A 19099-nucleotide genomic window follows, 5' to 3' on the forward strand; every position below is an offset into this window, starting at 1 on the left:
TACTGCTACGGAGAACCGTTCATGACCACGACCACCCTGCCCGCCACCGGCGTCCTGCGCCGACGCGCCCTCGACATCCTGGCCCGCCTGGACGTCACCCTGAAGGAGGGCGACGACCTGCACGCCCGTACGCCGATCACCGGCGGGACCCTGCTCGGCCTCACCGCCGCGACGCCCGCCGACGCCGACGAGGCGATCGGGGCCGCGCACGAGGCGTTCCTGGCATGGCGCACGGTGCCCGCCCCCCGTCGCGGCGAGGTGGTACGCAGGCTCGCCGAACTCCTGCGCCGGCACCGCGACGACCTGGCCGACCTCGTCACCATCGAAGCGGGCAAGATCCGCTCGGAGGCGCTCGGCGAGGTCCAGGAGATGATCGACATCTGCGAGTTCGCGGTCGGTTTGTCGCGCCAGCTGTACGGGCGCACCATCGCCTCCGAACGGCCCGGCCACCGGCTGTCGGAGACCTGGCACCCGCTGGGCGTCGTCGGCGTGATCTCCGCGTTCAACTTCCCGGCCGCCGTGTGGGCGTGGAACACCGCCATAGCGCTGGTCTGCGGCGACACCGTCGTCTGGAAGCCGTCGGAGTTGACGCCGCTCACCTCCCTGGCCTGCGACCGGCTGCTGGCCGTGGCGGCGGCCGGCAGCGGCGTGCCCCGTGACGTGCACCGGCTGCTGCTCGGCGAGCGCGCCATCGGGGAACGGCTGGCCGACGACCGGCGGGTGGCGCTGGTCAGCGCCACCGGCTCGGTCGGCATGGGGCGCCAGGTCGGGCCGCGGGTCGCCGCCCGCTTCGGGCGTTCGCTGCTGGAGCTGGGCGGCAACAACGCCGCCGTGGTCACCCCGTCGGCCGACCTTGACCTGGCCGCCTCCGCCATCGTGTTCGCCGCGGCCGGCACCGCCGGGCAGCGCTGCACCACCCTGCGCCGGCTCATCGCGCACACCGACATCGCCGGCGACCTGATCGACCGGCTCACCACCGCCTACGCGAAGCTGCCCATCGGCGACCCGTTCGACGACACCACCCTGGTCGGGCCGCTCATCTCCGCTCAGGCCCACGAGGCGATGCGGCGGGCGCTGAGCGCCGCACGGTCCGAGGGCGGCGAGATCCTGGCCGGTGGCGGGCGCCGGCTCGCCGACGCCGCCCCCGCCGCCTACTACGCCGAGCCCGCCATCGTCCGCATCGACGCACAGCCGGGCAGCGACGGGCAATCGGGCATCGGCGCACAGCCGGGCATCGTCCGGGAGGAGACCTTCGCGCCCATCCTGTACGTGCAGACCTACCGGACACTGAGCCAGGCCATCGCCCTGAACAACGACGTGCCCCAGGGGTTGTCCTCCAGCATCTTCACCCGGGACCTGCGGGAGGCCGAGCGGTTCCTGGCCGCCGACGGCTCCGACTGCGGCATCGTCAACGTCAACATCGGCACCTCAGGCGCGGAGATCGGCGGGGCCTTCGGCGGCGAGAAGGAGACCGGCGGCGGGCGCGAGTCCGGCTCGGACTCCTGGCGCGCCTACATGCGCCGCGCGACCGGCACCGTCAACTACTCCGACCAGCTGACCCTCGCCCAGAACGTGAGCTTCCTCTAACAACCGCACCACGACCCAGACCAGCGATCCGGCCCACACCACCGGACCTGACCATCGGCCCTGCGGCGACCTGCCGCTCGACCGAGCCCGCGTCATCGGCGGCTGCTCCTCCCACAACGGCTGCTCCCAGACCGTCGGCCACGCCATCGACTACCGGACATGGGGACCGTCCTGGACCGACGCCTCGCTCACCGAGCTGATGCGGCACGCGGCTGCCAGACTGCGCGTCCGCCGGGACTCCGACGACGACCTCACCCGTTCCAGGCGGCGATGGAGGCCATGATCCTTTGTGGCGTACCGCGCACGGATGACCTGGACGACCTCTTCGGCGGCGCCGGCTGCGGACCTTCACCGGTCAACAACCCTGACGGCGTCCGCTGGAACAGCGCCTTCGCCTACCTGGACCCCGTACGCGACCGCCCGGAGCCGGGGCGGAGCGATCGGCGGCTGCGCGTGGTGGACCACGCGCTGGTCGACCGCCTCGAACTCCACGGCTCGGTGGTCCACCGCGCACACGTACGCCACGGGCAGGAGCGGCTCACCGTGGACCACCCCACCCTGGAGTTGCGGTTCGCCGCGAGCGAGGAACTGGTACGACGGCTCGCCGACTACAAGCGCGGGCGGCCGGTCCCGGACGAGCAGGTCATCGGAAAGGCCCTGTCGACCGGCGGCCGCGCACCCTACGACCTGCATCTCCTCCCGTGGACCGGCAAGGAGCCCGGAGGCTGGACCTGCGTACTGCCCGCCGCGTGTCTCACGCCGCGATCCCGGGGCACGCTGCGACTGACCTCACCCGACCCCGCGGCCAGACCCCTCATCGACCACGCGTACCTGACGGACCCCGGCGGGAGCGACCTTGAGGTGCTGCGGCACGGCATCGACCTGTGCCGGCGCATGGCCACCTCACCGGCGCTGGCCCCTCTCTTGGGGCAGCCTCTCGACGAGTTCACCGCGGCCTGGCTGGAGGAGTTCGCCGAGGACCCGCGCGACGGACTCGCCAGTCATCGACGCGAGAGGCACGCCATGGATCCGCGCGACGGGCTTGCCGCGGATCCCTCCCGCGACCAACCCGCAGGTCTGTCCGGCGGCAAGCTCACGGGCCCGCGCGAGGCCGCGATGCGCGCCGCCGCCGCTCACTACTGGCACCCAGTGGGCACCTGCGCGATCGGCACCGACCCGGCCGCGGGCGCCGTCGTCGACGCCACCGGGCGGCTGTACGGCAGCGACAACCTCTGGGTCATCGACGCCTCGATCATCCCGGTGATCCCCCGGGCCACGACCAACCTCCCGGTCGTCGCCCTCGCCGAACACCTTGTCCGCACCCTGCTCTGAGACTCCGCAACGGCGCTACCGGGCCGATCCAGGCGGGCGCGTCAGCCGGCCGAGCCGGCCGGCCGATGACGCGCCCCGGCTTGCCGACCCGCGAATCGGAGGGTTTCGGGTCGGCGGGGCTCAGGAGGGCTCGCCCTTGGCCAAGGCACGCGCCGTGAACCGCTCTGCGTCGATGATCACCCGCTCGTGCGTACCCTCCCCGATGACGTCCACCCCGTCACCGGCCGCCACCTCGAACCGCAGCCGCCGCCCCTCCACCGACACCAGCCGCACCCGGCAGGTCACCGTCATCCCCGCCGGCGTGGGCACCTGGTGGGTGATGTCGACGCGCGTGCCGACCGTCTGCTCGCGCGGCCAGTCCAGGTACGGCAGGACGGCCCGCACACACGTCCACTCCAGCAGCCCCACCAGGAACCCGGTGGCGAACACCGGCGGCATCACCCCGAACTCCGCCGACTCCGGATACAGCCCCGCCACGATCTTGCTCTCCGGCACCAGGAACGCGAACTCGTGCTCCAGCCCCGCGACCAGCCCTTCAGCCATGTACACCACCGATCATCCGGGCGGCCGCGGCCTTGGCCCGCAGCATCGCCGACCGATCCCCATCCACCACGACCCGGGCATTGGCCCCGTCGATGAGCAGCAAAAACGCATAACCCAGCCCGTCAGGGTCGGCCAGCCCGGCCTGCTCGGCCAGCTCGGTCAACCGCTGCCGCAACCACCCCTTGTACGCGGAGATCACCTTGCGCGCCGGATGGTCCGGATCGGGCAGCTCCACCGCGGCGTTGGTGAACGGGCACCCGCGAAACCCCTCGCTCCCATGCCCCCGCGCCAGCCAGTCGAACACCGCCAGCAGCCGCTCCTCGGCCGACCCGCCGCTGTCGAGAAGGAACTCGGTCAGCTCCGCCTGCCGTACGGCCCGCCGCCACTCCAGTACGGCGGCCACCAGGTTCTCCTTCGACCCGAACTGGGCGTACAGGGTCGGCTTGGACACCCCGGCCCGCTCCACCAGCGCGTCAACGCCGGTGGCCCGGATCCCCTCGGCGTAGAAGACCTCGGTCGCCACCTCCAGCAACCGCCGCCCGCCGGGACTGTACTTCTCCACCCCGCCATACTTACAGGTCTGTAAACCAGGCACAATCGCCCGCCTCTCGCCGACGCGAACAACTCGTGGAGACTGTTACGGGCTCATCGCTCGGCGTGCGATGCCCGGCAAGGGCGGCTACGGCGAACACGTGCTGACATCGGCCTGGCGGAAGGTTGCGCGCACGCACCTCGACGCTCTCGTCGAACCCCTAAGGGCCATCGCCGCCCGCCGAAGTGGCGTGCGCGGTGCCATAGTTGGCAGGCCACGTTCAGCCATGCGGCGGTGGCGATCGGCGACCGGCCGCGGGTGGAGCAAGCGCACCCATGCCGGCGTAGCCGAAGGCGCTAGCGCACCCAGCCGGTGTAGCGACGGCCGCCCTTCGGCTCCTCGCGCCATCCGGAACGGCGCCCTCCACCATCGGGTTCGAGTGCGGCCGAGACCGCCCGGACGAGCCAGGCGTTGACGGACAGCCCTTCGCGACCCGCCGCCTCCTCGATGCGCGGCTTGAGGCGCTCGGGGACGCGCAGCGAGATCCGCGACGTGCCACCGTCCTCACCCTCCTGCGGCACCCCCACACCGGCCGGCGCCCCAGCCTCCGAAGCCCCCCGCGCTCCTGGAGCGCCCGATACCCCTGGACCGCCCGAAGCTGTCCGCCGCCGACCACCCGCCACACCGGGCAACGCGTCAAAACCGCCCTCACCCCCGTCCTCGAATGGACGGTCCGTGGGCGGCGGCGTCACGACAAAGGAGGGGTCGCGCCCGCGCAACCGTACGTCGACCGAGCCCGGTGCGAGCTCCCGGGTGATCTCGTCGGCGGCGGCGGACAACGCCTCCAGCAGAACAAGCCGCGTCGCCGACTCCAACGGCAAGGTGAGGCGCTCGGCGAGGGCGCGCGCGTCATCGCCACCCGCCTCAGCGGCGACCGCGAGTTCGCGGCGCAGGTTGTCGACGTACGGCGCGAGATCCATGACATCACTATGACGCCATAAAGGCGCCATAGCAACTCTTACAGCTGGGGTGAAGCGCCGTTCACCTCTGACGTCATCGCCTGTGTACGGCTGCCGCCGCCATCACTCCAGCCGGATCGTGTCAGTACGGGACACGACCTCGCAACCGGCCGCGAATATAGCAGGATGATCACCCGGGGGACGGCGGCGCGAGCTGCCGCCCCGGCAGCGACGGAGGCATGACCTACCCCGCAGGCAGCATGGCTTGCCGCCCGGCTAGCGCGACTCGCCCCTCAGACACCGCGGCTTGTCGCCCAGCCAGCGCGACTTGCCCCTCAGGCGCCGCGGCTTGCCGCCCGGCTAGCGCGGCTCGTCTCTCAGGCACCGCGGCTTGTCCCAAAGACTCCGGCCGTTCGAACTCACCCGCGGCGATCATCATGCCGTTAACCGGCGCCGGGATACCGTACCCAGATGGAAACCGTCACCCTGGACCGCCTGGACCGCTGCCTGGCACACGCGCTCCAGATCGACGGCCGAGCACCCTTCAGCAAGATCGGCGAAGTGCTCGGCGTCTCCGAGAACACCATCGCCCGCCGATACCGGCGACTGCGTTCGGCCGGGATACTCCGCGTCGTCGGCGTGGTCGACGGGCTCCGGCTCGATCACGTCTCCTGGGCGATCCGACTGCGCTGCACACCAGACGCCGCGGGCGCCGTCGCCACCGCCCTGGCACGCCGCAGTGACACCGCCTGGGTGAGCCTGCTCTCCGGCGGTACCGAGATCGCCTGCGGCACACTGGCCCGCACGCCAGCCGAACGCGACGCCTTCCTGCTGGAGAAACTCCCCCGCAGCCGGCAAGTGGTGGGCGTCACCGCGCACCGCATGCTGCACAGGTTCGCGGGCGGCCCGGCAGGCTGGGCGGGCCTGCGGGCGCTGTCCACCGAGCAAGCAGCCGCACTCCTCGTCGATCCCACCGTGCATGCGGAAACCGCCCCGCCCATCGACGAAACCGTCCAGCTCGACGAAGCGGACCACGCGCTCCTGGAGACCCTGTCGAAGGACGGGCGTACCACCCATACCGACCTGGCCGCGATCACCGGCTGGTCGGAGTCGACCGTACGACGGCGCATGGCACACCTGCGGCAGGCCGGAATCCTCTACTTCGACGTCGACATCCCACCCGAACCCCTCGGCTTCCACGCCGAAGCCTGGCTGTGGATGTCCGTGAAGCCCGCCAAACTCGCCGCCGTGGGCGAGGCCCTGGCCCAGCACCCGGAGGTCACGGTCGCCGCCGCCACCACAGGTCCGGCCAACCTCTTCGCCGGCGTCACCTGCCGCAACTCCCGCGACCTGTATCGGTACCTGACCGAGCGCATCGGATCCTTGAAGGCCGTACGGCATGTAGAGACGGCGCCCCTGATCCGGACCGTCAAGCGAGCAGGCGCCATCCTGCCCGGCTTCCACTAGGAGAGACCCGATCCAGGAGGGACACGGTCCAGGAGGGGCCCGGTCCAGGAGGGGCCCGGTCCAGGAGGGGCCCGGTCCAGGAGGGGCCCGGTTCCCGCCGGGAGGAGTCCGCCTTCCCGCAGGGGATCCGGCCGACCTCCGCCAAGAGAGCCCCGGCCCCCGGCAGGAGAGGCCCCGCCTCCAGTAGGAGAGGTTCGACTTTCGGCAGGAGAGGTTCGACCCGATCTGAGACCGCTCGCCGGATTCCGGCTGATTGCCTGCCCATCATGCCGGAAACCGCCGCATCACAGCACCTGGATCGCCCTCGCCCGGGTCCGACGCCGACAGTTGCCGATGACCAGAAGGGAATCACCACCATGCATGTGATCGTCATCGGCGCCGGACTCGGCGGCCTGTGCCTGGCCCAACGACTGCGCCGTCTCGGCATCAGCGTTTCCGTACACGAGCGAGACACCACGCCGGTCTTCCGCCACCAGGGCTACCGCCTCCACATCAACGCCGACGGCCGGCGCGCCCTCGAACACGCCCTCCCGCCACAGCTATGGCGACTCTTCCTGGCCACGACGGGGACACCCGGCCCCCGCTCAGTGTTCCTCGACGAACAACTCCTTCCGCGATGGACAGCGGAGGCCGACTCCGGACCCGCGCCCCTGGCGGCCGACCGGCTGACCCTGCGTCAGATACTGCTGACCGGACTGGAAGACGTCGTCACCTACGGCAAGACATGCACCGGCTTCGAAACCACCCCGACCGACGGCACCGCGACAAACCACACCACCACCGCCACCGCGATGAACCACACCGTCATCCCGCGCAGCCGCATCACAGCGAACGGTCGTGACACCGCCGCGAACGATCCCGTTGCCACCGCGAACAGCCGCACAACCGCCCACTTCGCCGACGGCAGCACCGTGACCGGCGACGTGCTGGTAGCCGCCGACGGCGTGAACTCCGTCATCCGCCGCCAGCGGCTCCCCCACGCCCGCGTCATCGACACCGGCCTGCGCCAGCTCTACGGCAAGATCCCCTTGACCGCCCAGACCAGAGCGCTGTTCAGCGACGACATGTTCAACGTCTTCACCGCGATCGTCGGCCCCGGCAACGCCTTCGTCGGCGTGGCTCCAGTGGAGTTCCCGGAGCCGATGGACCAGGCCGTCGCCCGGCACGCCCCCGACATCCGGCTCCACGACGTACGGGACTACATGACCGTCAGCTTCGGAACCCGCCGCGAGCACCTCCCCCGCACCGACGACGAACTCCATCGGATGACCGGCACCGAACTCCGCGCGATGGTGCTGGACCTGATCGACGGCTGGCATCCCCGCGTCCAGCGCATCGTGCGGGAGTGGGATCCGGCCAGCATCTTCCCCGCCATCCTGCGTACCAGCGTCCCCATCGAGCCATGGCCCACCAGCGCCGTCACCCTGCTCGGTGACGCCATCCACGCGATGAGCCCGGCCGGCGGGGTGGGCGCCAACACCGCGCTGCGCGACGCGGCCACGCTGGCGGACGCACTGAACGAGGCGGCACACGGACGCCCGCTGGCCGCGGCGCTGGGCGAATACGAAGCCGCGATGACCGGCTACGGGTTCGCCGCAGTACGCGCCTCCGCCGACAACGGCCACCGCTTCCTCGGCCAGAATCCGCTCCCCACCGCATGAACCCCCGGGCCACCGCCCCTACAGAGGCCCCTTTGGCGCTGACTCGGACACCTGAGAGCCAGCAACCCGCCGACCCTGGTAGCAGGGCAATCCGCCGGTAAGCGCCGAAAGGCCCGGTCCACCGCTTCCTGCCAGTGGGGCGGTGACCGGTTCGTCGCCCGATGTGGTGGCTGGGGAGCAGCAGGCTGAGTCGGTCTCCTTGGTCAGGGTGCCGGCGTCGCCCTTGCCCCTCGTGAACTGGTAGACGTTGGCCGACGTCCGCCACCATCGGCGAGCCTGCGGACGAGGTGGACGTTGGACGGACACCGGCGTCGACCTGGCCGGCCCGCACCCCGACGATCTCCTGGAAGACTCCCGGTCGTACAACCAACAACCCCATGCCCCTCCGGCCCTGCCCCGTCGCGGACGGCCGTGCGCCGGATGCTAGCTTGACCCTTCGTGTCTGACTATCTTCGTGATCTCTTCTCCCTGGACGGCCGGCGAGCCCTGGTGACCGGCGGCAGTTCAGGGATCGGTTATGCCATGGCCGAGGCGATCGGCCGCGCCGGAGCCGAGGTGGTGATCGTGGCTCGCCGGGAGGCCGAGCTCGACAAGGCCGTGCACCAGCTGCGGCAGCACGGCGTGACGGCCTCCCGCATCAGCGCCGATCTCGGCGACCGCGCCGCCGTGGAGCGGGTCTGCGCCGGCGCCGGCCAGATCGACATCCTGGTCAACGATGCCGCCAACAACATCCGCAAGCCCATGGCCGAGCTCACCGACGACGACTATGAGCAGACCATCGCGGTCAACCTGACCGCCCCCTACCTGTTGGGCCAGCACTTCGGGCCGAGCATGGCCGAGCGGGGCTGGGGGCGGATCATCAATGTGGGCTCCCAGCAGACCGTCAGCGCCTTCGGCAACAGCGGTGTGTACGGTGCGGCCAAGGCAGGGATCGGCGGCCTCACGCGGTCGCAGGCCGAAGCCTGGTCAAGCCGGGGCGTATGCGTCAACACGATCATTCCCGGATTCGTGCTGACGCCGCTGACCGAGCCGGCTCAGGCCATCCCCGGCCGGGTCGAGGCGCTCGCCGCGCGCCACATGGTCGCCCGTAACGGCGTGCCAGACGATTTCGCCGGTGCCGCGGTGTTTCTGGCCGGTGACGCCTCCGCGTTTGTCACCGGACAGATGCTGTTTGTTGATGGTGGCTTTTTCGTGCACTGATTCAGCCGAGCGCCTTTACTTTGTAGATTACTTGCGGCGGATGTGTCGTACCTCCGCGCCTTCGTGCCAGGTGTCGATGACCAGTTCGTCGCTCTCGACCCGAGTCCACACCACCTCGGACAGGTCGATCCTGAACAGGTGCGAGTCGGTGCCGGGCAGGCCGGCCTCGGCCAGCACCTTCGGGTCGGTGATCTCCACCGCCCGGCCGGCCAGTTTCACGTCGCCGGCCCATGACGACGGATCCGCCTCATCAGGGTCGGGCGAGGTGACGTGGATGGCCATGCGCGGATCTCGCCGCAGGTCGAGCGCCTTGACCGCACCGGGCATGGACCCCATCCACAGCTCGCCGCCGTCAAGGCGCGACTCGGTGCCGCTCACCCTGGGAGAGCCGTCCTTACGGAGCGTGGCCAGCACCTTGTGCTTGTGACGCTCCATCACTCCCCGAGCGACCGCCGCCAGCTCGGGGGCCTGGATCTCGAACTCTTTCCACGACGTCATGTGAGCATCATGAACGAAGGCACCGACAAAAACCCCGGCCGGGAGGTACGGGCCCGAAGTACGGACCCACCGCGTCCATGCGACGGTCGAGGTCTAGACGGTCGAGGTCTAGACGGTGTTCTGACGGCTCGGCAGCGCGTTCCCCTCTCAGTCCCGGTCCGGCTCCTGGGACAGCTCGTGCGACAACTGTTCCAGCTCCGCTCCCCCCGCCATCAGCCCCGTCAGCTCCTCCCGCGTGATGTCCCCCTTGCCGTACTCCCCCAGGCTCGTCCCCCGGTTGAGCAGCAGGAACCGGTCCCCCACCGGATAGGCGTGGTGCGGGTTGTGCGTGATGAAGACCACGCCGAGACCCCGGTCGCGGGCCCTGGCGATGTAGCGCAGGACGACACCCGCCTGCTTGACGCCCAGCGCCGAGGTCGGCTCGTCGAGGATGAGCACCCGGGCGCCGAAGTGGACGGCCCTGGCGATCGCCACCGACTGCCGCTCGCCGCCGGACAGCGTGCCGACGGGCTGGTCGACGTCGCGGATGTCGATGCCCATGGCCCGCAGTTCCTCGCGGGCCACCCGCCGGGCCGTGGCGACGTCGAAGGCCAGGCCCTTGCGGGGTTCGGAGCCGAGGAAGAAGTTCCGCCAGACCGACATGAGGGGGATCATCGCCAGGTCCTGGTAGACGGTGGCGATACCGCGGTCCAGCGCCTCGCGCGGGCTGGCGAAGCGCACCTCGGTGCCGTCCACGAGGAAGGAGCCGGTGTCGTGCTGGTGCACCCCGGCGAGGATCTTGATGAGCGTCGACTTGCCGGCGCCGTTGTCACCCAGGACGCAGGTGACCTGGCCCGCCTCGACGCTCATCGACACCTCCCGCAGCGCCAGGACCGAGCCGAAGGTCTTGCCGATGTCGCGCGTCTGGATGATCAATGCTTCACCTCCTCGGCGTACCGCCGGACCAGGCGGTTGGCCAGCGTGGCCAGCAGGAGCATGGCGCCGAGGAAGAACTTGAACCAGTCGGCGTCCCAGCCCAGGAAGACGATGCCCTTGTCGGCCATGCCGAAGATGACCGCGCCGATGGCGGCGCCGATCGCCGAGCCGTACCCGCCCGTGAGCAGGCACCCGCCGATCACGGCGGCGATGATGTAGATGAACTCCTGCCCGATGCCGATGTTGGCCTGCACGGAGGTGTAGCGCAGGGCCAGGATGGAGCCGACGAGCCAGGCGGCGACCGCGGTGGTCATGAACAGCGCGATCTTGGTACGGGCGGCGGGCACGCCGACCGCGCGGGCGGCCTGCTCGTTGCCGCCGACCGCGAAGATCCAGTTGCCCACCCTGGAACGCATGAGCACCCAGGTCGCCGCGGCGGTGACCAGCACCCACCACAGGATCGCCACGCGGAAGGAGGTGCCGCCGATGTCGATGGTGCCCGCGAAGATCGTCCGGGCGGTCTCGTAGCCCGCCGCCCTGCGCAGTCCGCTGACCTGTACGGTGCCGGTCAGGGCCTTGGTGACGCCCAGGTTGATGCCCTGCAGCATGAGGAACGTGCCCAGCGTCACGATGAAGCTGGGCAGCCGCGTCCTGGTGACCACCAGCCCGTTGGCCAGTCCGATGAGCAGCGCGACGACCAGCCCGACGAGCATGGCCGTCCACACGTCGAAGCCGTAGCGGGTGGCGAGCGTGACCAGGATGAGCCCGGTCGTGCCGGTCAGCACGCCGGCCGACAGGTCGAACTCGCCGCCGATCATCAGCAGCGCGATCGCGACGGCCATGATGCCGAGCGTCGCGGCCGGGTCGAGCCAGTTCGCGATGCCCGCCGGCGAGCGGAACACCGGGGACTGGGCGGCGAAGAAGGCGAACACCGCGACCAGGCCGACGACCGCCCCCAGCTCCGGGCGGATCAGCAGCCGGCGGGCCAGGCCGACGCTGCCGATCCGTTCATCGGCGGGAACAGTGGTCACCTGGTGCCCGCTTCTGCCAGTTTGGCCACCTGCTCGGCGTTGTCCTTGGTCACGAAGCCGGGGCCGGTGTTGACGGGCAGGCCGCCACCGACGGTGTTGAGGTTGTTCTTGTACAGGTAGAGGAAGACGATCGGCAGGTAGCCCTGCAGGTACTGCTGCTGGTCGACGGCGAACAGGATCTCCCCGTCCTTGATCGCGGCCACCACGTCGCCCGACAGGTCGAACGTGCCCAGCTTGGTCTGCGTCCCGGCGTCCTTGATGGCGTCGCGGGCGGCGATGGCGACCGCCGGGTTGAGCGTGAGCACGCCGTTGAGCTGCTTGTCGGACTGCAGCTTGGCGGTGACCTTGGAGGTCACGTCCGCCAGGTTGCTCACGTCGACCTGCAGCCGCTCGACCGTGCCGCCCAGCGTCGCCTCGGCGCCCTTGCACCGCTGGTCGAGGCCGACGTTGCCGGCCTCGTGGATGACGCACAGCAGCTTGGTGACGCCGGCGGCCTTGAGCTGTTCGCCCGCGCCGCGCCCGGCCACCTCCTCGGACTGCCCGACGTGGGTGATGGCGCCGAACGCCTTGGAGGAGTCGGCGCCGGAGTTGATCGTCACGACGGGGATCTTGGCGGCGACGGCCTTGCCGATGGCCTCCTTGAGGGCGTCGGGGTTGGCCATGGACACCACCACGCCGTCGACCTTCTCCGAAACCGCCTGGTCGATGAGCTGCGACTGCTTGGCCGGGTCGCCGTCGCCCTGGTAGGTGACCTTCACGGCGTACTGCTTGCCGGCGGCCTCGGCGCCGTTCTTGACCACGTCCCAGAAGGAGTCTCCGGGTCCGGCGTGGGTGATGACGGCGAAGGTGCCGCCGCTCGCCGCGGCGGGCGCGGATCCTGCGGCCGGTGCGCTGCTCTGCGCGGCGGGTTGCGGCGCAGAGGAACAGCCGCTCAACGCCAGAGCGCCCAGCAACGCCACCACGATCGGGATTCGTCTCATCCGACACCTCCAAGACCAACGGGCTCGTCCCTGGTTCTACCCCAATGTCATCTGCTTGTATAGACATACGGACCAATGGTGACAATCATGGTTTCGTCCTGATGTCAGGACATGATGGTCGCCACGCATTCCAAGAAGAAGGAGCCGCGATCACCCTCGATTCTACGCCGCCTACCTGGCCGAACACCTGACAGTAGAACGGAATCGTACGTTCCCATATGCTAGGGGGATGACGACCCCAGCACCGATGAGCGGCCGCAAGGCACAGGCCGCCCGCAACGACACGTTGATCCTCCAGGCGGCACGGGCGGTGTTCACGGCCGACCCGGGCGCTCCGATCGCCGCCGTGGCCGAGCGGGCGGGCGTCGGGATCAGCGCACTCTATCGCCGATATCCCAGCAAGGAAGCCCTGTTGCAGAAGCTCTGCTTCGACGGGCTGATGCTGTACATCGCCGCCGCGGAGAAGGCGCTGGCCGACCAGGGCGACCCCTGGGACGCCTTCGCCACGTTCATGCGGGAGATCGTCGAGGCCGACACCCACTCCCTGACGATCGCGCTGGCCGGGACGTTCCAGCCGACGGAGGAGCTGTACGAGGCCGCCGTACGGGCCAGTGACCTGGCGACCCAGGTGCACGGCAAGGCGTCCACCGCCGGTGTGCTGCGGCAGGACGTCACGGTGTCGGACGTGGCCATGCTGTTCGAGCAGCTGGCCTCGGTCAAGCTGGGCGAGCACGAGCGCACCGAGCAGCTGCGGCACCGCTACCTGGCGCTGTTGCTCGACTCGCTGCGGCGGCCGCCGGCCCACCGGCCGCTGCCCGGCCCGCCGCCGCAGGACGCCGAGCTGCGGGCCCGCTGGACGCCCGGCTCGCCCTGATCCCGCCTCCGCCTTCCCGCCTTCCAGCGGAAGCCTCAGTCCTCCCCCGCCTTCCAGTGGAACAGGTACGACATCACGAAGCCGAACAGCCCGGTGGCCCCGGCCGCCACGGTCATCGCCAAGCCGAGGCTCGACACGGCGCCGGAGACCAGCCCCGGGGTGCCGGCGACCAGGCCGACGGCCTGGATCAGCACCACCACGACGCCGAGGACGAGGAACACGACGAGCCCGATCTTGAACAGCGCCATCGTCACGCGCTTGAGGGTGTCCACTGCGGATTCCTTTCGGGGAGATCAGATCAGATCGGCAGCACGCCGGTCGCCACCAGCACGCCGAGGGCCAGGATCGGGATGACGAACCAGATGATGAGCCGTCCGAAGGTCCTGGCCGGGTCCACCCCGGCGATGCCGCTGGCGATGTAGATGGGTGCCGCGCCGGGAGGAGAGGCGCCCTCGGTGGAGGCGAAGATCATGATGGCGGTGGCCGCGGCCACGGGCGAGACCCCGGCCGCCGTCAGGGCGCTGAAGGCCACCCCGCCGACGGCGGCGATCGTCGCGCTCCCGGTCAGCGGCGCCGCGATGATCACGATCAGCAGCCCGACCAGCGTGGCGATGACGGCGACCGGCGCGTTCAGCCCCTTCATGATGGCGGTGAGCTGGTCGACCAGGCCGAGCTCGCCCAGGCTGGCCGCGGCCGCGAAGGCGAAGAACAGCGTCGCGCCGATCACGGCGTAGCGCGGGGCCATGTCGCCCAGCAGCTCGTTCCAGGCCCGCCCGGTGCGCGGCAGCCGCTTCCAGGCCACGGCCAGCGTGGCCAGGATGGTCAGCACGGGGATCCAGACGACGATGCTGATGTCGTCCGCAGCCTCGCCGACGCGCGACTCCATCCACTTGACGCCGAAGTCGAGGGTCATGACCACCGGTACGGCGATGCCCGCGTACACCAGCAGCGACGTCCACCCGGCGCGCAGGGCGGCCCGCAACGGAATCAGGTCGGCGGCGTCGGTGGCCTCGATCCGGTGGCGCCGTACCCAGACGAACACGACGATGAAGCGGTAGAGCACGGTCCACAACCCGCCGACGAGCGCGGGCACGAACAGCTGGTCGGCCGTCAGCACGGGCGCCACGGCGGCCGAGCCGAGCAGCAGGAACATCGACGAGCTCGGCGGGATCGAGATGCCCAGCCCGGCGTTGCCCGCCACCAGCGCGGCGGCCAGGTCGGGCCGCCAGTTGGACCTGGTCATCCACGGGATCGTCACCGACCCCACCGAGGCGGCGATGCCGGACCCGGACCCGGCGGGCCCGCCGAGCAGCGCCGCGGCGGAGGTGGAGACGTACCCGGCGCCGCCGCGCAGCCGCCCGAAGATCGAGTTCAGTACGGTCACCTGCTCCTGGATCAGCCCCAGCTTGGTGAGCAGGTAGCCCATGAACACGAAGGCCAGGGCGGCGAAGACGACCTCCTCGGCCAGCGCGTCGGAGATGCCCGCCCAGGCCAGGCCGAGGAAGCCGGTACCGCCGAACAGGCACACCCCGAGGAAACCGATGAGCATGGCCTCACCGATGTTGCGTTTCAGCACGCCGTTCCAGACGACGATGATGGCGATATAGGCGACGAGCGCCCAGACGGCGATGCCCATGGCGAAATGGCCTCCGTTGGGGGTGGTGGCGAAAAGGGAGCTGCGGCTTATGGAGTCGGTGCTCGGGCGCGCAAAAGCCGGCCGCGGCGAAAGATCAGCCTTCGGGCGCGGGAAAACCAGCCGCCGCTAAAGGTCAGTCCTCGGGCGTGCGATGTCGGCCGCTGTGAAAGGTCAGCCCTCGGGCGCGAGCCGCTCGGCGAGATCTAACGTACGACGGGCCCTGGCGACGATCGGCGCGTCGACGAAGCGGCCGTCGGGCAGCGCGACAGCGCCCGCCCCGGCGCGCTCGGCCTGCTCGGCCGCCTGGACGATCTCGGCGGCCCGGTCCCTCTCCTCCCGTGTGGGAGCGAACGCCCGCCTGATCACCGGGATCTGGCGGGGATGGATCGCGGTCCTGCCGAACAGGCCCAGCGCGCGGCCCGCCCGGCAGGAGGCCGCCAGACCGGCCTCGTCCTTGACATCGGGGTAGACCGACATCGGCACGGGCGGCAGTCCGGCGGCCGCGGCGGCGATGACCGCCTGGAGCCGCAGGTGGTTCATGGCGCTCTCGTCGGTGATCGACAGCTCGGCGGCCAGGTCCTGCTCGCCGAGCGCGATGCCCGCCACGGCCGGGTGGGCGGCGATGGCCTGGGCGGCGACGATCCCGGCCGCGGACTCCAGCAGCGCGTACGCCCTGACGCCCAGCCCGTCCAGGACGCCGGCCGACTCGACCTTGGGCAGCCGGACCGCGTCGAGCCCCGGCAGGCCGGCCAGCGCGTCGAGGTCGTCGCGCCCGCGCCCGCCCGCCAGGTCGTTGATCCTGACGTGCACCTCGACGGATCCGCTGCGGCCTCGGCTCGCCAGGTAGGCGGCGGCGTTGGCCCTGGCCTCGTCCTTGCGGACGGGCGCGACCGCGTCCTCCAGGTCGATGATGACCACGTCCGCCCCGGAGGCGGCGGCCTTGTCGAACCGCTCGGGCCGGTCCCCGGGGACGTACAGCCAGGTGACGGGGGTGTTCACGCGATCACCCCGTCCTCGCGCAGCCGGGCTATCTCCTCGGGCCCGTAGGCGAGTTCGCCGAGCACCTGGTCGGTGTCATGGCCGAGGGGGCGCCCCGGCCAGGAGACCGCGCCGGGTGTGTCGGACAGGCGGAACAGCACGTTCTGCATGGTGACCGTGCCCAGTTCCTCGTCCGGCACCTCGATGAAGGTGTCGAGGGCGGCGTACTGCGGGTCCTTGGCGATGTCGGAGACGTCGTAGATGGGGGCGACCGCCGCCTGGGCCTCCTTGAAGCGGGCGATGACCTCGTCGGCGTCGCGTTCGGCGATCCAGGAGGCCACGGCCTCGTCGAGTTCGTCGACGTGCTGGACCCGGCCCTGGCCGCTGGCGAACCAGGGCTGCTCGACCAGGTCGGGCCGGCCGACCAGGGTGACCACGCGTTCGGCGATGGGCTGGGCGCTGGTGGAGATGGCCAGCCAGCGGCCGTCGCGAGTGCGGTAGGTGTTGCGCGGCGCGTTGCTGCTGGAGCGGTTGCCGGTGCGCTGGGGCACGACGCCGAGTGCCTTGTAGGCGCTCATCTGCGGGCCCAGGATGCCCAGGATCGGCTCGATGATGGCCATGTCGACGACCTGGCCGCGGCCGGTCTGCTCGCGGGCGCGCAGGGCGACCATGATCGCGTACGACATGGCCAGCCCGGCGATGCCGTCGGCCAGGGCCAGGGGCGGCAGGGTGGGCGGGCCGTCCGGCTGGCCGGTCATGGCCGCGAACCCGCTCATCGCCTCGGCCAGCGTGCCGAAACCGGGCTGACTGGACATCGGGCCGAACTGCCCGAAGCCGGTCATCCGCGCCACGATCAGGCGGGGGTTGATGTCCATGAGGTCGCCGGGGGCCAGGCCCCAGCGTTCCAGGGTGCCGGGGCGGAAGTTCTCGACCAGCACATCGGAGCGTTCGACCAGGCGGCGCAGGATCTCCTGTCCCTCGGCGCGCGACAGGTCGACGGCGGCGGCGCGCTTGTTGCGCGACAGCGTCTTCCACCACAGGCCCACCCCGTCGACCGAGGCGCCGTGCCCGCGCGAGGGGTCGCCGCGGCGGGGATGCTCGATCTTGATCACGTCGGCGCCGAAGTCGCCGAGCATCATCGCGGTGGATGGCCCGGCGAACAACGTCGCGGCGTCGATGACCCGCAGGTCGGCGAGGCTCGTCATAACGATGTAACTTATAAGAAATATGTCATAGGTCAATACGCTTCTCAGATTGCGGGACACTGATGGTCATGCCGACCAGCGAGCCGCGTCCTCCCTTGAGCAAAGCCGAATACGTCTACAACGTGCTGCTCGAGGAGATCCGCACGGCCAGGATCCCCGGTGGCACCGCCCTGCGCGCCGGAGCGGTGGCCCGCAGGCTCGGCGTCTCGGTCACGCCGGTCCGCGAGGCGCTGCGCAGACTGGAGAAGGACCGGCTGATCAGCTACGAGGCCCACCACGGCGCGACCGTGGTCGACCTGGGCGACGAGGCGGTGGAGGAGTACTACGGCCTGCGGGCGGTCGTCGAGGGCCTGGGCGCCCGGCTGGCCGCCACCCGGATCACCGCCGCCGACCTGGCCGCGCTGCGCGAGCTGCACGCCTCGATGATCCTTGATGCCGAAGAGGGCCGGCACGAGCGGCTGGGCGAGCAGAGCAGGCTCTTCCACCTGCGCATCGCCGACATCGGCGGTCCCGCCTTCCTCGGCCAGCACGCCAGGGCGGTCCGCGACAGTTTCCCCGTGCCCGCCGGGGCGTCGCTGTGGCTCGACGACGAGCAGGTCAAGCTGCAGCTCGACGCGCACGAGGGCATCCTGGCCGCCCTGGCCGCCGCCGACGGCGCCGCGGCCGAGCACATCATGATCGAGCACGTACGCCTGGCCGGCGACTACCGCAAGGGCCACTGACCGCCCTCAGCCGGACACCCCCGGCGGTGGTCCTCACAGGTCGGGCACGCGTCACCCAGTCGCGTCGAGGGCGGGACGGAGTTCGGCCCAGGCCCATGCTCCGAGCGTCGTGTCGGTCGTGGTCACGGGGGTCCTCGGCTGCTCGGGGACGAATCCATCGCGCAGCCCGGTCGACATGCCCATGATGGCCTCGACCCACGCCGGGGACATGCCGGCACCGGCCAGCGTGGCGCGCATCTCGTCGTCGGCGACGCGGTGGGCGGTGACCGTGCGGCCCAGGACGTCGCCGACCACGGCCACGGCGTCGTCCCAGGACAGGTCCTGTGGTCCGTGCACGGCCTGCACCCGGCGCCCCGACCAGTCGGCGCGCAGCAGCAGGGACGCGGCCACCGCGGCGATGTCGGCCGGCGCGACCCAGGAGAACCGCTGGCCGGTGGGCAGGAGCACGGCCACGGTGCCCGAGCGGATGCTGTCGAGCTCGAACAGCAGGTTGCTGAAGAAGTAGCCGCACCGCAGGTGGGTGACGGCGAGATCGGCGTGCTTGGCGACGACCCGGTCCAGCGCCTCCTCGGCAAGGGCCAGCCCGTCGATCTCACCGGCGCCCTCGCGCAGCTCCGCTCCGACGCTGCTCTGCAGGACGGTGCGGGGGACGCGGTTCTCGGCGACCGCGGCGGCGACGACCTCGCCGACCTCGGCGTACGCCGCGACGGGGTCGGCGGCCTCGCCGGGCGGCACGACCAGGAACAGCGCGTCGACGCCGCGGGTCGCCTCGGTGACGGCCGCGGCGTCCCGCAGGTCGACCTCGCGGGCGTCGACGAGGTCGCCCCAGGTCGCGCGGGGCTGCTCGGGGTGGCGGCTCAGCAGCCGCGGACGGATACCGGCCCGGACCAGGTGACCGACCAGGAAGCGGCCGACGTTGCCGGACGGTGCTGTGATTGCGATCTCCATGACCTCCACCGTATGGGGAGATGTGGCCGGA

At 70.8% G+C, this 19099-nt stretch carries 19 protein-coding genes; 7 read left to right on the forward strand and 12 right to left on the reverse strand.

What is annotated here, in order from left to right; genetic code table 11:
- Positions 1-21 precede the first annotated feature (21 nt).
- Complete coding sequence (locus tag ACGFJ2_RS47820; RefSeq protein WP_393480007.1) at positions 22-1587, forward strand: aldehyde dehydrogenase family protein; 1566 nt, start codon at positions 22-24, stop codon at positions 1585-1587.
- Between the two features lie 279 nt (positions 1588-1866).
- Entirely contained in the window at positions 1867-2919 is a 1053-nt protein-coding gene (locus ACGFJ2_RS47825; RefSeq protein ID WP_393480009.1) for a GMC oxidoreductase, read from the forward strand.
- Between the two features lie 120 nt (positions 2920-3039).
- Here the strand turns inward: ACGFJ2_RS47825 and ACGFJ2_RS47830 are convergent, their stop codons facing one another.
- The 3 genes from ACGFJ2_RS47830 to ACGFJ2_RS47840 form a co-directional block, all read right to left on the reverse strand.
- Complete coding sequence (locus tag ACGFJ2_RS47830) at positions 3040-3462, reverse strand: thioesterase family protein (RefSeq protein ID WP_393480012.1); 423 nt, start codon at positions 3460-3462, stop codon at positions 3040-3042.
- Positions 3455-4024: a TetR/AcrR family transcriptional regulator gene (locus tag ACGFJ2_RS47835; RefSeq protein ID WP_393480014.1), complete on the reverse strand. Its 570-nt coding sequence runs from the start codon at positions 4022-4024 to the stop codon at positions 3455-3457. The genes ACGFJ2_RS47830 and ACGFJ2_RS47835 overlap by 8 nt, the downstream gene beginning before the upstream one ends.
- A gap of 326 nt (positions 4025-4350) precedes the next feature.
- A complete protein-coding gene (locus ACGFJ2_RS47840; RefSeq protein ID WP_393480017.1) occupies positions 4351-4974 on the reverse strand; it encodes a hypothetical protein in 624 nt (207 codons plus the stop codon).
- 450 nt (positions 4975-5424) lie between these two features.
- On the opposite strand from ACGFJ2_RS47840, the gene ACGFJ2_RS47845 reads away from it, so the two are divergent.
- The 3 genes from ACGFJ2_RS47845 (at position 5425) to ACGFJ2_RS47855 (ending at position 9281) form a co-directional block, all read left to right on the forward strand.
- Positions 5425-6420, forward strand: coding sequence for an Lrp/AsnC family transcriptional regulator (locus tag ACGFJ2_RS47845; RefSeq protein ID WP_393480020.1), 996 nt, complete (start codon positions 5425-5427; stop codon positions 6418-6420).
- Between the two features lie 356 nt (positions 6421-6776).
- Positions 6777-8081 (forward strand): FAD-dependent oxidoreductase, encoded by a 1305-nt coding sequence (locus tag ACGFJ2_RS47850; RefSeq protein WP_393480022.1) that lies wholly within the window; start codon positions 6777-6779, stop codon positions 8079-8081.
- A gap of 522 nt (positions 8082-8603) precedes the next feature.
- Positions 8604-9281 carry an SDR family NAD(P)-dependent oxidoreductase gene (locus tag ACGFJ2_RS47855; RefSeq protein WP_393480025.1) on the forward strand — a complete coding sequence of 226 codons (678 nt, stop codon included), beginning with the start codon at positions 8604-8606 and terminating at the stop codon, positions 9279-9281.
- A gap of 27 nt (positions 9282-9308) precedes the next feature.
- Here the strand turns inward: ACGFJ2_RS47855 and ACGFJ2_RS47860 are convergent, their stop codons facing one another.
- From ACGFJ2_RS47860 to ACGFJ2_RS47875, 4 genes are all read right to left on the reverse strand, one after another.
- Positions 9309-9779, reverse strand: coding sequence for a pyridoxamine 5'-phosphate oxidase family protein (locus tag ACGFJ2_RS47860; protein WP_393480027.1), 471 nt, complete (start codon positions 9777-9779; stop codon positions 9309-9311).
- 147 nt (positions 9780-9926) lie between these two features.
- Complete coding sequence (locus ACGFJ2_RS47865) at positions 9927-10694, reverse strand: ATP-binding cassette domain-containing protein (protein ID WP_357952913.1); 768 nt, start codon at positions 10692-10694, stop codon at positions 9927-9929.
- The gene (locus tag ACGFJ2_RS47870; protein WP_357952915.1) at positions 10691-11725 is read right to left on the reverse strand and encodes an ABC transporter permease; all 1035 of its coding nucleotides are present in this window, start codon (positions 11723-11725) and stop codon (positions 10691-10693) included. The genes ACGFJ2_RS47865 and ACGFJ2_RS47870 overlap by 4 nt, the downstream gene beginning before the upstream one ends.
- Positions 11722-12705, reverse strand: a complete 984-nt coding sequence (locus tag ACGFJ2_RS47875; RefSeq protein WP_357952917.1) for a sugar ABC transporter substrate-binding protein — start codon at positions 12703-12705, stop codon at positions 11722-11724. Before ACGFJ2_RS47875 ends, ACGFJ2_RS47870 begins: the two co-directional genes overlap by 4 nt.
- Positions 12706-12934: 229 nt before the next feature.
- Between ACGFJ2_RS47875 and ACGFJ2_RS47880 the strand changes: the two genes are divergently transcribed.
- Positions 12935-13579, forward strand: coding sequence for a helix-turn-helix domain-containing protein (locus ACGFJ2_RS47880; protein ID WP_357952919.1), 645 nt, complete (start codon positions 12935-12937; stop codon positions 13577-13579).
- Between the two features lie 35 nt (positions 13580-13614).
- Here ACGFJ2_RS47880 and ACGFJ2_RS47885 read toward each other — a convergent pair whose 3' ends face one another.
- The 4 genes from ACGFJ2_RS47885 to ACGFJ2_RS47900 all read right to left on the reverse strand — a co-directional run bounded on the left by ACGFJ2_RS47885 (position 13615) and on the right by ACGFJ2_RS47900 (position 17398).
- On the reverse strand, positions 13615-13851 hold the full coding sequence (locus tag ACGFJ2_RS47885) for a hypothetical protein (protein ID WP_357952920.1): 237 nt from the start codon (positions 13849-13851) through the stop codon (positions 13615-13617).
- A 26-nt stretch (positions 13852-13877) separates the two neighbouring features.
- Complete coding sequence (locus ACGFJ2_RS47890; protein WP_357952922.1) at positions 13878-15215, reverse strand: TRAP transporter large permease subunit; 1338 nt, start codon at positions 15213-15215, stop codon at positions 13878-13880.
- Between the two features lie 171 nt (positions 15216-15386).
- On the reverse strand, positions 15387-16214 hold the full coding sequence (locus ACGFJ2_RS47895; RefSeq protein ID WP_357952924.1) for a CoA ester lyase: 828 nt from the start codon (positions 16212-16214) through the stop codon (positions 15387-15389).
- Positions 16211-17398, reverse strand: a complete 1188-nt coding sequence (locus tag ACGFJ2_RS47900; RefSeq protein ID WP_357952925.1) for a CoA transferase — start codon at positions 17396-17398, stop codon at positions 16211-16213. Before ACGFJ2_RS47900 ends, ACGFJ2_RS47895 begins: the two co-directional genes overlap by 4 nt.
- Positions 17399-17466: 68 nt before the next feature.
- On the opposite strand from ACGFJ2_RS47900, the gene ACGFJ2_RS47905 reads away from it, so the two are divergent.
- A complete protein-coding gene (locus ACGFJ2_RS47905; protein ID WP_393480034.1) occupies positions 17467-18120 on the forward strand; it encodes a GntR family transcriptional regulator in 654 nt (217 codons plus the stop codon).
- A gap of 51 nt (positions 18121-18171) precedes the next feature.
- On the opposite strand, the gene ACGFJ2_RS47910 is transcribed toward ACGFJ2_RS47905, so the two are convergent.
- A complete protein-coding gene (locus ACGFJ2_RS47910) occupies positions 18172-19068 on the reverse strand; it encodes an NAD(P)H-binding protein (RefSeq protein WP_393480037.1) in 897 nt (298 codons plus the stop codon).
- Positions 19069-19099 lie beyond the last annotated feature (31 nt).

The organism is Nonomuraea sp. NPDC049028, assembly GCF_043197735.1.
GTDB lineage: Bacteria > Actinomycetota > Actinomycetes > Streptosporangiales > Streptosporangiaceae > Nonomuraea.

What these genes read in the sequence shown, in the direction of transcription:
- ACGFJ2_RS47820 (WP_393480007.1), top strand. Translation starts at nt 22, where the DNA reads ATGACCACGACCACCCTGCCCGCCACCGGCGTCCTGCGCCGACGCGCC.
- ACGFJ2_RS47825 (WP_393480009.1), top strand. Translation starts at nt 1,867, where the DNA reads ATGATCCTTTGTGGCGTACCGCGCACGGATGACCTGGACGACCTCTTC.
- ACGFJ2_RS47830 (WP_393480012.1), bottom strand. Translation starts at nt 3,462, where the DNA reads ATGGCTGAAGGGCTGGTCGCGGGGCTGGAGCACGAGTTCGCGTTCCTG.
- ACGFJ2_RS47840 (WP_393480017.1), bottom strand. Translation starts at nt 4,974, where the DNA reads ATGGATCTCGCGCCGTACGTCGACAACCTGCGCCGCGAACTCGCGGTC.
- ACGFJ2_RS47845 (WP_393480020.1), top strand. Translation starts at nt 5,425, where the DNA reads ATGGAAACCGTCACCCTGGACCGCCTGGACCGCTGCCTGGCACACGCG.
- ACGFJ2_RS47850 (WP_393480022.1), top strand. Translation starts at nt 6,777, where the DNA reads ATGCATGTGATCGTCATCGGCGCCGGACTCGGCGGCCTGTGCCTGGCC.
- ACGFJ2_RS47855 (WP_393480025.1), top strand. Translation starts at nt 8,604, where the DNA reads ATGGCCGAGGCGATCGGCCGCGCCGGAGCCGAGGTGGTGATCGTGGCT.
- ACGFJ2_RS47860 (WP_393480027.1), bottom strand. Translation starts at nt 9,779, where the DNA reads ATGACGTCGTGGAAAGAGTTCGAGATCCAGGCCCCCGAGCTGGCGGCG.
- ACGFJ2_RS47875 (WP_357952917.1), bottom strand. Translation starts at nt 12,705, where the DNA reads ATGAGACGAATCCCGATCGTGGTGGCGTTGCTGGGCGCTCTGGCGTTG.
- ACGFJ2_RS47880 (WP_357952919.1), top strand. Translation starts at nt 12,935, where the DNA reads ATGACGACCCCAGCACCGATGAGCGGCCGCAAGGCACAGGCCGCCCGC.
- ACGFJ2_RS47890 (WP_357952922.1), bottom strand. Translation starts at nt 15,215, where the DNA reads ATGGGCATCGCCGTCTGGGCGCTCGTCGCCTATATCGCCATCATCGTC.
- ACGFJ2_RS47900 (WP_357952925.1), bottom strand. Translation starts at nt 17,398, where the DNA reads ATGACGAGCCTCGCCGACCTGCGGGTCATCGACGCCGCGACGTTGTTC.
- ACGFJ2_RS47905 (WP_393480034.1), top strand. Translation starts at nt 17,467, where the DNA reads ATGCCGACCAGCGAGCCGCGTCCTCCCTTGAGCAAAGCCGAATACGTC.
- ACGFJ2_RS47910 (WP_393480037.1), bottom strand. Translation starts at nt 19,068, where the DNA reads ATGGAGATCGCAATCACAGCACCGTCCGGCAACGTCGGCCGCTTCCTG.